This window comes from Myxococcales bacterium (assembly GCA_012513515.1).
GTDB lineage: Bacteria > UBA10199 > UBA10199 > 2-02-FULL-44-16 > JAAZCA01 > JAAZCA01.
In genome coordinates this window covers 49939-61996 of sequence record JAAZCA010000029.1, presented here as the reverse complement: position 1 = coordinate 61996, position 12058 = coordinate 49939, and the positions used below count along the sequence as shown (strand labels likewise).

The following is a 12058-nucleotide window of genomic DNA, read 5'->3' as shown; positions in this document are numbered from 1 at the left end:
CTTATGCGGATTCCTCTGCTACGAAGGCCTTGTATTCCTCGTGATCCATCATATCGTCCAGATCTGAAGGGTCGGCGACCTTGATCTTGATCAACCATCCCTCACCGTAGCAATCTTCATTGAGGACCTCGGGGCTGTCAGCCAGCAGGCTGTTGACGTCGTTTATCGTTCCGGAGAGAGGAGAATAGCAGTCGGAGACCGCCTTGACGGACTCGATGGAACCGAAGGTGTCGTCCTTGGCCAGTTCCTCCCCTTCTTCCGGGAGTTCGACGTAGACCACATCGCCCAACTGCTCCTGCGCGTAGTCGGTGATGCCAATCGTCGCGGTCTTCCCTTCGAGCTTAACCCACTCATGTTCCTTGGTGTACTTGAGATCGTCAGGTATATTCATGATCGCTCCTTGTTTTGTGACGCTGGTAGTTTATTTTTTGTAAAACGGAGTCTTAACGATAACTGCTTTCCTTGCCTGACCTCTGATGTCAACGAAAATTTCGCTGCCTATTTTTGCATTTTCAGAGGGGACGAAGCCTATCCCTATCGGATAGCCCAGCGAGGGACTCATCGTGCCGCTGGTTACTATTCCAACAGGCTTTTCGTCGATGAGAATAGGGTATCCCTGCCTCGGTATGCCCCGATCGAGGAGCTTGAAGCCGACCAATTTTCTTTTCGCTCCCTGTCCTACGAAATCGAGAAGGGCACTCTTGCCTATGAAATCCTCAGGGGTGTCGAGCTTTACCGCCCATGAAAGCCCGGCTTCTATCGGAGTGGTGGTGTCGTCTATCTCGTGCCCATAGAGGCTGTACTTCATTTCCATCCTGAGCGTGTCGCGGGCGCCGAGCCCGGCCGCTTTGACGACTTCCGGCCCCTCATTTTCAAGCAGCGAGCGCCAGATCTTCGGTGCATCGTCAGGGGAAGAGAATATTTCAACCCCTTCTTCGCCGGTGTATCCTGTTTTTGCTACGATGCAGTTCTTGCATCCCGCTACAGAACCTTCTGCAAATGCGTACGTTCCCACGGAATCGAGATTTATATCTGTCAGGGTCTTTAAAATTTCTATGGATTTTGGCCCTTGAAAGGCGATCAGAGCAAATTTTTCGCTCAGATCCTTGACTTCAACATTTCCCTTTTTGTTTTTCATGAACCAGTCAAAGTCCTTCGATGCGTTGGATGCGTTGACGACCAGCATGAATCTTTCCGGTGAAAACCTGTAGATTATTATGTCGTCTATCACCGTCCCACGTTCGTTGCAGAGAATTGAATACTGCGCTTTGCCGTCATGTATTCTGTGAAGGTCGTTGGTGGTGATGCTCTGAAGGTATTTTTCCGCGTCCGGGCCTGCAAATTCTATCTGTCCCATATGGGATACATCGAAGATGCCGGCTGATGAGCGCACCGCTTTGTGCTCGTCGATGACGCCTGTGTAGGAGACGGGCATCTCCCATCCTGCGAATTCGACTATCTTAGCGCCGAGTTTTACGTGTTCTTCATATAGGGGGGTGCGTTTTGTCATATCTGTTATCACCTTCCAAAATGGCTCCTTCTGCACAAATAGCGATTCAGCTTCTTTGTGCGGATAGAACCGTGTTTTTGAGCAGCATCGTGATCGTCATCGGGCCGACTCCTTTGGGGACCGGCGTTATCGCTCCGGCGACATCCTTCGCCGAATCAAAATCCACATCGCCCACTATGCGTCCGTCGTCAAGGCGGTTGATTCCGACATCTATGACCATTGCTCCCGGCTTTATCCAATCCCCGCCGATGAATCTGGCTCTGCCTATGGCTGCGATCAGTATGTCGGCATTTCTGACTTCGCCTTTCAGGTCAGCGGTTTTGGAATGGCAGATGGTCACGGTGGCATGGCGCTCAAGAAGCATGAAAGCGAGGGGCTTCCCGACGATATTGCTTCTGCCGACTATGACTGCGCGCTTTCCCTTGATATCTATTTCGGTGGAGTCGATCAGCTCCATGATTCCGGCGGGGGTGCATGAGCGAAAGCCCGGTTCGCCGAGCACCAGCCTGCCGACGCTCACCGGATGAAAGCCATCCACATCCTTTTCCGGGGAGATTGCGTTGATGATCCTTGATTCATCCATGTGATCGGGGAGGGGAAGCTGCACGAGAATTCCGTGGATTTTTCCGTTCGAATTAAGCTTTCCGATCAGATCGAGCAGTTCTTTTTCGGATGCGGAGGCGGGGAGTTCGTAGGAGAAACTTTCTATTCCGGCCTTGGCGCAGGCCTTCTTTTTGCTGCTGACGTAGAGGCTGGATGCCGGATCGTTGCCGACCAACACGACCGCTAGCCCGGGGTTGATATTCCGTGCCTTCAGCGCCTCCACATCTTTTGCGATTTCGTTACGGATCTTTGCCGCGAGGGCCTTGCCATCGATGAGGTTTGCCATAGGAGAGCCTTGGCTATTCCCTGAAGAGATAAAAGTCAAGGTAGATAACTCTATGATGTTACGCGGTTTCTACCGTCCTGTTTGGACTTGTACAGGCATGCATCGGATCTGGCGAGCAGATCGCTCGATGTCGTAAAATTGCCATCGGCGAGGGTAGAGATCCCAAGGCTTACGGTGACCGATATTGAATCTTTTTCGAATTGAAAGGGTTTTTCTTCAACCGATCTGCGGATTCTTTCGCCGAGCATCAAGGCGCTTTTTGCATCGGTATTTCTAAGGATAACTGCGAACTCCTCGCCGCCGTATCGCGAGACTATGTCTTCGTCGCGCAGCCCCTTTTGAATTCTTTCTGCGACTCCGTGCAGGACGTAGTCACCGGCCATATGGCCGTAAGTATCGTTGACCTTCTTGAAAAAATCTATGTCGATCATGATCAGGGAGAGCGGGAGCTTCTGCCTCTTCGAATAGCTGAATTCCTCCTTCAGTCGGCGGAGGAAGGCGTGCTTGTTTAAGACGTTTGTGACGGCGTCGTAGTTCGCCATCTGGTGCATTTCCTCCTGAAACATCCTCTCGGCGGCATCGCCCAGCGCGAATTTGAAAAAAGTGTCGGAGGAGATGTGGATCTTATCGCCGTTTTCCAGGACTTTGGTCGCCACGCGCTTGCCGTTGACGAATGTTCCGTTGGTCGAGTCGAGATCCTTTATGACAGCGCGTCCCTCGCGGAGGGAAATTTCCAGGTGGCGCCTTGATATCCTCGAGTCGCTTATCGATATGTCGATATCGGGCGCGCGACCTATGATGGTAACCTCGTCCTCGAGAAGGTACATCTTACCGATGAGGGGCCCCGAAATGAAAAGTATGTAGGCCTTCTCATCAACTGGTATGCTGACTTTTTCAATTGAGGTCACCACCGTCCGTTCGGAGAGCTCCTCCTCAGGCGCGGTTTCAATCTTTGTCTTCCATGACCTCTTCTTTGTCCCTTTTTTCGCCATCTTTTTTTTCCTTGGGTTGAGTGTCGGATCCCCTTGTAGCTGCTTCCATCTCCGCCTCGGTTGGAAGTTTCGTGAGGACGAATCTAAGCGAAAGCTCCTTGCCGGAGAGAACCCTGAACTCCTTTGTAGCAGTTTCATACCCCTGCAGCCATACATCGACCGTATGGACCTGCCCTGGATCGAGTTCTCCCTTTACCATCGGAGTCTGACCTGCCGGGACATGGTCTATCATCACGAGCGCCTCCGGCGGGATGCTGGTGATGGAGACCGAACCCATGGCCTTTGCCATCTGAACGTCGAAAGATTTCGTTTCACCTGCATTCAGGGAGATTTTTCTACTCCAGAACTGATGGTCTTTTAAAAAGAGCCCCACCGAGATTTCCTTGTCGGGACTTATCTTTTCTATTCTGGCCGGGGTCCGGTGAGAGGTCTCCCTGTCATCTATGAATACGGTGGCACCGGCTGGCTCCGTAGTGATTTCTATCGTAGCGGTCGGTTTGACGGCCGGGGATAGGGATATCGAGAGGCTTTCAAAACCGTCGGAGGCAAGGGTGATAACGCGCTCGTGCGAAAAGTAACCGTCCCGTTTCACTTCAAGTTTGATATCCTTTCCTGCTGGAACGTTTGGTATTGAGACCGGCGATCCTTTTCCCTTAAAGGATCCATCGAGATAGACCTCCGCATCGGTCGGAATGGTGGCGACCATGACTCTTCCGGATGCCATGTGCGGAGTTTTTTCCGTTGCCGTTTTTGATCTGTGATATATCGAGCCCGCGATTACAATGGAGGCAAGGAGCAGGACTACGAGCTGGTACTTTATCGCCGAAATGATGGACCATAGCGAGGAAAACTTTCTTGAAGTTTTCTCATCTTTGTCATCGAGCTCCGGCAGAATTTTTTTTGCCTCGGAGCTTTCATCCTCTCCGGTATCCTCGTTCGGGCGTTCTCCTTCGACCATATACTCCTCGAGGTTGACCGGCACCCTGATGGCCCCGGTGGTCTCGAACTGGCTGTCGTTCGCCAAGGCGGAGTTGGATCTGTCGATTATGAGATACGGTGTTTTAGCGTCGGCGTCGTCTTTCCGGGGTTTGCCGAACTCGTCGTCAAAGAGGGCCTGTATGAACTCAGCTGAATGGGATGGCCCGAATTCAGGATAATTCATATGCAGAAACTTGATGAGGTCATCCCTCATCTCGGAGGCATGGCTGTACCTGCGCCTCCTGTCCTTGCTGAGCGCCTTCAGAGTTATCCTGTCGAGGTCATCGGGAATTCCGCTCAGTATGGTGGAAGGGGGAGCGACCTCTGCTTTTCTAACGTTGCGTATCGTCTCACGGCTGTCGGCGGCCTTGAAGAGGCGCTTGCCAGTGAGCATCTCATGCAGAATTATTCCGACTGAATATATGTCGGACCTGTTGTCTATCGTATCGCCGTAGGCCTGCTCCGGTGACATATACGCGAATTTTCCCTTCAGGACGCCGGAGTCGGTGGAGCCTACCTTGAAGCCTATTTTGGCGATGCCGAAATCGATGATCTTCACGGTGCCTGAATACGAGACCATGATGTTCTGTGGGCTCATATCCCTGTGGACTATGTGGAGGGGAACGCCGTGCTCATCGGTTCTCCTGTGGATATAGTCGAGTCCGTTTAAGGCTTCGGATATGAAATAGATCAGGTGCTCGGTCGGAAGGAGCTCTCCAAGGGAGGCGCATCTCTTGTTTATCTGGGATAGGGATTTGCCGTCGACGAACTCCATGACCATGAAGTAGTCATCCCCGACCTTTCCGAGATCATACGTCTGGGCGATGTTCCCGTGGACCAGCTTGACCGCTATTTTAGCCTCGTCGATGAGGGTTCCGATGAACTCCTCGCTGGCGGAAATATGCGGCAGGATCTTTTTTATGCAGACGGTCTTTTTGATTCCGCTGACATCGTAGGATATCCCCTTGAATATCTCGGCCATGCCCCCTTGCGCGATCTTTTCCATCAGATAATATTGGCCGACCTGCTGGGGTCGTCTATTTGATCTCTTCCCGAGCATGCGCTGCAAGATATCGATATTTTTACAGAAAGGCAAGAATAAGGCTGAGGATTAGAGCAAGGTTGAGATTAAGGCTGAGGCTCAACTCAACCTTGTCTATTTCTTGCTGGAAGAGGGAATTTTTGCTACCTTCCTGCCGATAATACGGACAGGAGATCGCAGTGGCCGAATCCAGCAGCCAAGAAAAAACCGAGGAGGCGACCCCGAAGCGACTGCGGGATGCGCGCAAGAAAGGGCAGGTGGCGCGTTCCCGCGATCTCAACACGGTAGTCATCCTGATCGCAGCCTTTGCGACGATCCTCTTCATGAGGGACTTCATCGGCGACAAGATGCGCGGCGTGATGGTGGCTGATTTCAGTCTGGCCGCCAGCAGGGATGTCTCCATGGAGGCCATCTTCCTCCAGGTGCAAAATGACTTCTTTTTATTCCTGAGCATCATAATCCCGTTCGGGATAGTCATGATAGTCTTCGCGATAGCGGTCGGTTTCCTTCAGATAGGCCCCATCTTTTCGACCGAGCAGATGAAGCCGCAGATGAAGAGACTAAACGCCCTGGAAAATCTCAAGAACATGTTCAAGGTCACCACATTCGTGGAGCTGATCAAGAACATCGCGAAGATAACCCTTATATTCATGCTCGCATATCTGGTTGTCAGCGATAGCATCAGGGATGTGGTCCTGACGGTGAAGGGGACACCATATCAGGCAGAAACTCTGGCCGGAAAGATCCTCGTTGAATTTCTCATCAAAGTCTTCATCGTCTTCATAGTGATCGCCATGATCGACTTCTATGTCCAGAGATGGAACTACAAAAAACAGATGAGGATGAGCAAGGAAGAGGTGAAAAGGGAGTACAAGCAGGACGAGGGAGATCCGTTGATAAAGAGCGCGCGCCGACAGCTGCATCAGGAGCTTGCGATGAGCGACACGAGGCAGTCGGTAAAATCCGCAGATGCGGTGATAACAAATCCAACCGAACTTGCGATAGCGATAAAATATGACGACAAGGAGATGGCGGCCCCGCAGATCGTTGCAAAGGGGCAGAGGCTTTTTGCAAATGCGATAAGGGAGATGGCGGAGGAGTTTGGAGTGCCTATAATACAGAACGTGCCGCTGGCCTGGACTCTCATAGAGCTCGAGGTAGACGATGAAATTCCAGAGGAGCTGTATGCCGCAGTCGCTGAAATTCTGGTGTATGTCTATAAGATAAGAGATGAGCGCGAGCGGGCCGATAAGGACGGTTCGCAGCTATAATAGATTCAGGTTTTTCTATTTTTCCAGAATGATCCCTCTCATCGGCGTGAAGTTTGCTGGTGAAAGTCTTTTCTCCGTGGATAGCTTCCCGTCTTTTTTTACGAAGAGCGTGAGCTCTTGGAACTTTTCTCCGCCGCCGATCGGGGCGAGAAGCCTGCCCCCCTCTTTCAGCTGTTCTACGAGCGGCTCAGGGACCTGAGGAGGGCTGCACTGCATCACGATGGCGTCGTAGGGGGCGTGTTCAGGAAGTCCGAGGAATCCATCCCCGGTTACGACCTTGACGTTTCGTATTCCCAGTTTAGGGAGGATTTTTCTGGCGCGCTCGGCCAGCGGCGGTTCTATCTCTATCGTGAATACCTCTCCCGCGAGTTTTGACAGGAGAGAGGCGAAGTATCCGGTGCCCGTTCCTACTTCCATGACCCTGTCTGAACTTTTTAAATCCAGCGCATCGAGCATCGCCGCGTCTTCGAAGGGCCTATTGAGCGAGTCGTGATTGGAGATCGGAACCTCGTTGTCATCATAGGCGTGCGCCTTGAATTTTTCCATCACGAAAATTTCGCGCGGTACTGAGCTCATCGCCTGCAATATGTCATCGTTGTTCAGACCTCTTGCCTTTATCTGGCTTTCGATCATATCCCTGCGCAAGCCTTCAAAGTTCGTCGAAGATCCGCTGCACGACAGGAGGAACGCGGTGGTCAGTATAGCTATGAGCGGAGATGAAAGTTTTAGAGTCGCCGATGGCTTTTTCATCCCTATGAAGCCTCCGAATTAGAAGTGGTATGCGATATTTCCCATAAGCGAAAATGGGAATAGCGCGGTCCCATTGTTCGGACCGCTTGTCGAATCGATCAGACCGATTGAACGGAATATAGCGGCGAGCCCTACCGAAAGAGATTCGGTTATGTAGAAATCGGTGCCGATCCCCATATTGGCGCCTATGCCGACTGCGGTGGTTCCATCCTTTGCAGTTCCTTCGGTTACAGCGTAAACTCCCATTCCTATCAGGGCATAGGGATCCCAGCGCGATGGCTCCTTCAACACGTAGAATTTCAGGTCGAAGGTCGGTATGCCGAGGAATTCGATCCCGTTGTCGCCATCAGATATTCCGGTGCCGTCCTCGGTTGTCACCACCACTCCGAACTGTGTTGAAAACTGCGGTGACCACCTGTAATCGAAAAACACATATCCGCCGATTCCCGGGTCCAGTTCCGGCCTGGAATCTACGACGAATATATTTCCCACCGGACCGAGCCCGACCGAAAAATTTCCGCCGGAGCTTTTGGCCGAGACAGTCGATGCTGCAAAAAGAGCCGAAGCTATTGCGATTGTGCAGAGTATCTTTTTCATTTCGCCCCCATGAATTGTAGATTTTGGTCAGGGTAATACTTTTTTGGGTAAAATGTAAACCCTCCTGCCTTCGATTTTTAACCGATTATCAGCGAAGAGGGCGACCGCCTTCGGATATATCTCATGCTCCTTCCCCAAGATCCTCGCCTTCAGCGTCTCGAGGGTGTCGTCATCCATGACGGGGAGAGCGGCCTGACATATTATCGGGCCGTGATCCACCTTTGCATCCACGAAATGCACCGTGCATCCCGCAATTTTCACACCATAGTCGAAGGCCTGTTTTTGTCCATCGGGCCCCGGAAAAGAGGGAAGCAGCGCAGGATGTATGTTCATGACGCGGTCCTTGAATGCGCCAAGGATGGTCTCGCCAACTATCTTCATATATCCTGCGAGACATACGAGTTCGACTTTATGTTGGCGGAGGATTTCGACAATTCTGCCCTCGTAGGTCCGCCTGCTGTCGAACGCTTTTCTATCGAGGTGAAAGTTCGGGATGCGATGTTTTTCGGCCCGCTTCAGCGCGTGGGCATCGCCCTTGTCGCTTATGACCACGGCAATCTTCGCACTTGTCGATCCGGACTCGCAGGCGTCTATAAGCGCCTGAAGGTTGCTGCCATTTCCGGAGGCGAGAACGCCGACCGGGATAACGCTCTTTTTCATCTAAACCTCACGAGATCGAGATGGGGATGTTTTCATCCTGTCTGATCTTCGTATTGCCTATTACCTTGGCACTGAAGCCGTGTGCATTTATGAAGTCCGTCGTTTCGTCCGCCTTCTCCGCCGGGGTGAACATAACCATGCCTGTGCCGCAGTTGAAGACCCTCAACATCTCATTCTCATCAATTCCTGCATGTGACTGTATGAAGCGGAATATCTGCGGGATCTCCAGCGCGCTTCTATCGATGGAAGCCTCGACGCCGCGAGGCAGCACCCTCGGGATATTATCCCAGAATCCGCCGCCTGTGATATGCACGATTCCTTTCACGTCTCCGAACTTGGTCAGCGCCTCGATCAGTTGGGTGTAAATGAAGGTCGGCCTGAGGAGTATCTCGCCCAGCGTGGCGTCGAATCCGTCGTAGATGTGATCGAGTCTGAGATTTTTGTCTTTTATGAGGTGATTGATGAGGGAGTATCCGTTGCTGTGCGGCCCCGAGGATGCGATTCCTATTATCGCATTTCCGGTTCCGATCTCGCTGCCGTCGATTATCTTCATCCTATCTACTATGCCCACCGCAAAACCGGCCATATCGAAATCGTTCGGCTTATAGAACTCCGGCATTTCTGCGGTCTCGCCCCCGACCAGCGCGCAGCGCGCCAGCTTGCATCCTTCTGCGATCCCCTTGATCACATCGGCGTGTTTGTCCGGCTCGAGGCATGAGGTGGCGAAGTAGTCGAGGAAGAAGAGGGGCTTTGCGCCTGAGCACGCGATGTCGTTTACACACATCGCGACCAGATCGATTCCGATGGTGTCGAGCTTTTCCATGTTGATCGCGATCTTCAGCTTGGTGCCGACCCCGTCGGTCCCGGAGACGAGAACCGGCTCCTTCATCTCCGATATATCAGGGGCAAATAGCGCGCTGAACCCGCCGAGGTCGGATATGACCCCGCGTTGGCGGGTCTCTTTGACATACCCCTTTATCCTGTCGACAAATGCATTTCCGGAGTCGATATCGACCCCTGCCTTTTTATATGCCTCGCTCATGGCGCGCCGAAATAGCACAGGGTTTTAAAAAAGCAAGTTGGTATGCGGGGTTACGGCTTGACAGGGAGACTCTAATTTCATAACTTGCTTAAAACATTGGATATTTTCCTCTTCAAGGATAACCCTTTGAAAGTTTGTATGATGAAAAAAAAGCCGCTTATCCTGCTTTCAAATGACGATGGCTACCAGGCCGAGGGTATTTTGGTCCTCCGAAAGGCCATAAAAAGGCTGGGGGCTGTGGTCGTCGTCGCCCCCGATCAGCAGAGGAGCGCTGCCAGCCATTCAATAACCCTTCACTCCCCTCTGAGGATAGAGAATCCAGAGAAGGATCTCTATCTAGTCAGCGGAACTCCCACCGACTGCGTGATCCTCGCCGTCCACGAGATTCTCAATTCCCCCCCCGATCTCATACTTTCCGGGATAAATCACGGCCCCAACCTCGGGGATGATGTGCATTATTCAGGGACGGTCTCGGCAGCCTACGAGGGCGGGATAATGGGGATACCATCTATAGCCTTTTCACTGGCGATGAATGAGCGGGGGCGCTTCGATACCGCTGCCCACTTCGCCATGAGGATAACCAAAAAAGTTTTAAAGGAGGGACTCCCTAAGGGAATTATTTTGAACGTGAATATCCCGGATCTCCCCATTTCTAAGATCAAGGGGTGCGCATTCACCAAGCAGGGAAAGAGGGACTATGGGGATATCGTAGTCGAGAAGGTAGATCCCAAGGGACGCAAATATTACTGGATCGGTGGCAATGAGAACGGCTTCGAGGATATTCCCAATTCAGATTGCAATGCGATAAGGGCAGGCAAAGTTTCGATAACGCCTCTGAAGGTCGATATCACCGATGTCGATGCTTTGAAAAGTATCTCGAGCTGGAGGATATAGGATGACGATGATAGTGAAGTCGAAAAGGCGGGATCGCGATCGCGATCCATTCGAGGTCGCACGCAGGAGGATGGTCGCCGAGCAGCTGGTCAAAAAAGGAATAGCGGATCAGAGAGTTTTGGATGCCATGGGGCGTGTGCCGAGGCAGGAATTCGTCAGCAAGGGGATGGAATGTCAGGCCTATGAGGACAGACCTCTGCAGATGGGGCTAGGTCAGACCATCTCACAGCCTCTCATCGTAGCGCTGATGACCGAGGAACTTCTGAAGCGCCCTTGCAAGAAGGTCCTCGAGATCGGGACAGGTTCCGGTTATCAGGCGGCCATTCTCGCCGAGCTGGTCGAGCAGGTCTATTCGATAGAACGCCTAAAGGAACTTTCGTTGCGGGCGCGCAAGGTTCTTTATAAATTGAGGTACGACAACATCAAACTCAGGATTGGAGATGGTACGCTCGGCTGGCCCGAAGAGGCTCCCTTCGACGGCATCATAGTAACTGCCGGAGCGCCGTGTATTCCGGAGGATTTGATCGAACAGTTAGGGGACGGGGGACGCCTCATCATTCCGGTGGGAGGGGAGGAGCTTCAGCGTCTGGAGGTTGTAACGAAGCGCGGCGCCGGCTATGACAAAGAAACTCTGACGTCGTGCCGCTTCGTCAAGCTGGTAGGAAAACAGGGATGGAAGGGTGACTGAATTTTTTCCTAAATATAATGTTTTTCCGAGAGGGGTTATCCTAGCGCTTTCATTCGTAATGATCGCCGCTCTCCTAGGGGGGTGCGCCACCTCCTTTGATAAAAGGGGAAAATTCCACAGGGTGCGTTCCGGCGAATCGATCTGGACCATCGCACGATTCTACGGCCTCGATCTCCAGGAGCTCGCCGAGTATAACAATATATTCAAGCCCGGAGATATGAAAGCGGGGCAGCAGCTCTATATTCCGGAGAAGGAAAAAAAACCCCCCTTCAAAGAGCTTCCCTCGGATTCTTCCTCCCGATCTTCCAGACGCGGCGGAAGCAAATATTCACGCGCCGATTCCTCGCAGTCGCAGATCAAGACCTTTCGCGGAAAATTCATATGGCCCGTCGAAGGGCGTCTCACCTCCCCGTTTGGAATCAGAAACGGAAGGCGGCACGATGGTATAGACATAGCTGCTCGCGAGGGGACTCCGATAAAGGCGTCCGCCCCCGGTACAGCGGTATTTGTTGGGACTATGCGCGGATATGGGAACTTGATACTCCTTCGCCATTCAGACAACTTTTTTACGGCCTATGCGCACAATCAAAAAAACAGGATCAAAAAGGGCGACGAGGTAAAGCAGGGGCAGTTGATCGCCACCGTCGGCAGAACCGGTCGCGCGACCGGTTCACACTTGCATTTTGAGATTCGCAGTGGTCAAAAGGCGCGCAACCCGCTCTTCTTTTTGCCGGAGCGCAAATAA

13 protein-coding genes are annotated in these 12058 nt (G+C 52.3%); 4 read left to right on the top strand and 9 right to left on the bottom strand.

The annotated features are described in order from the left end of the window. Position 1: 1 nt before the first annotated feature. Genes gcvH through GX659_05705 form a run of 5 tightly spaced genes read right to left on the bottom strand, consistent with a single transcriptional unit; the run spans position 2 to position 5429 of the window. Positions 2–391: a glycine cleavage system protein GcvH gene (gcvH, locus tag GX659_05725; GenBank protein NLD28289.1), complete on the bottom strand. Its 390-nt coding sequence runs from the start codon at positions 389–391 to the stop codon at positions 2–4. A 30-nt stretch (positions 392–421) separates the two neighbouring features. Then, entirely contained in the window at positions 422–1510 is a 1089-nt protein-coding gene (gcvT, locus tag GX659_05720; protein ID NLD28288.1) for a glycine cleavage system aminomethyltransferase GcvT, read from the bottom strand. Between the two features lie 46 nt (positions 1511–1556). Beyond that, entirely contained in the window at positions 1557–2399 is an 843-nt protein-coding gene (gene folD, locus GX659_05715) for a bifunctional methylenetetrahydrofolate dehydrogenase/methenyltetrahydrofolate cyclohydrolase FolD (protein ID NLD28287.1), read from the bottom strand. A gap of 50 nt (positions 2400–2449) precedes the next feature. Then, positions 2450–3391 carry a GGDEF domain-containing protein gene (locus GX659_05710; GenBank protein NLD28286.1) on the bottom strand — a complete coding sequence of 314 codons (942 nt, stop codon included), beginning with the start codon at positions 3389–3391 and terminating at the stop codon, positions 2450–2452. After that, the gene (locus tag GX659_05705) at positions 3345–5429 is read right to left on the bottom strand and encodes a protein kinase (GenBank protein NLD28285.1); all 2085 of its coding nucleotides are present in this window, start codon (positions 5427–5429) and stop codon (positions 3345–3347) included. Before GX659_05705 ends, GX659_05710 begins: the two co-directional genes overlap by 47 nt. A gap of 161 nt (positions 5430–5590) precedes the next feature. On the opposite strand from GX659_05705, the gene sctU reads away from it, so the two are divergent. Beyond that, positions 5591–6682: a type III secretion system export apparatus subunit SctU gene (gene sctU / locus GX659_05700; protein NLD28284.1), complete on the top strand. Its 1092-nt coding sequence runs from the start codon at positions 5591–5593 to the stop codon at positions 6680–6682. A 15-nt stretch (positions 6683–6697) separates the two neighbouring features. Here sctU and GX659_05695 read toward each other — a convergent pair whose 3' ends face one another. From GX659_05695 to GX659_05680, 4 genes are read right to left on the bottom strand one after another with little or no spacing between them, the layout of a single operon-like run. Then, positions 6698–7432, bottom strand: coding sequence for a protein-L-isoaspartate(D-aspartate) O-methyltransferase (locus GX659_05695; protein NLD28283.1), 735 nt, complete (start codon positions 7430–7432; stop codon positions 6698–6700). 18 nt (positions 7433–7450) lie between these two features. Next, a complete protein-coding gene (locus tag GX659_05690; GenBank protein ID NLD28282.1) occupies positions 7451–8029 on the bottom strand; it encodes a porin family protein in 579 nt (192 codons plus the stop codon). A gap of 27 nt (positions 8030–8056) precedes the next feature. Further along, on the bottom strand, positions 8057–8689 hold the full coding sequence (locus GX659_05685) for a phosphoribosylglycinamide formyltransferase (GenBank protein ID NLD28281.1): 633 nt from the start codon (positions 8687–8689) through the stop codon (positions 8057–8059). Positions 8690–8696: 7 nt separating this feature from the next. Further along, a complete protein-coding gene (locus GX659_05680) occupies positions 8697–9731 on the bottom strand; it encodes a phosphoribosylformylglycinamidine cyclo-ligase (GenBank protein ID NLD28280.1) in 1035 nt (344 codons plus the stop codon). Positions 9732–9872: 141 nt separating this feature from the next. Here GX659_05680 and surE point away from each other — a divergent pair, with 141 nt between their 5' ends. The 3 genes from surE to GX659_05665 are packed head-to-tail and all read left to right on the top strand — an operon-like array spanning position 9873 to position 12058. Continuing rightward, positions 9873–10625: a 5'/3'-nucleotidase SurE gene (gene surE, locus GX659_05675; GenBank protein NLD28279.1), complete on the top strand. Its 753-nt coding sequence runs from the start codon at positions 9873–9875 to the stop codon at positions 10623–10625. Positions 10626–10632: 7 nt separating this feature from the next. Further along, positions 10633–11313: a protein-L-isoaspartate(D-aspartate) O-methyltransferase gene (locus GX659_05670; protein ID NLD28278.1), complete on the top strand. Its 681-nt coding sequence runs from the start codon at positions 10633–10635 to the stop codon at positions 11311–11313. Next, positions 11306–12058 carry a peptidoglycan DD-metalloendopeptidase family protein gene (locus tag GX659_05665; GenBank protein NLD28277.1) on the top strand — a complete coding sequence of 251 codons (753 nt, stop codon included), beginning with the start codon at positions 11306–11308 and terminating at the stop codon, positions 12056–12058. Before GX659_05670 ends, GX659_05665 begins: the two co-directional genes overlap by 8 nt.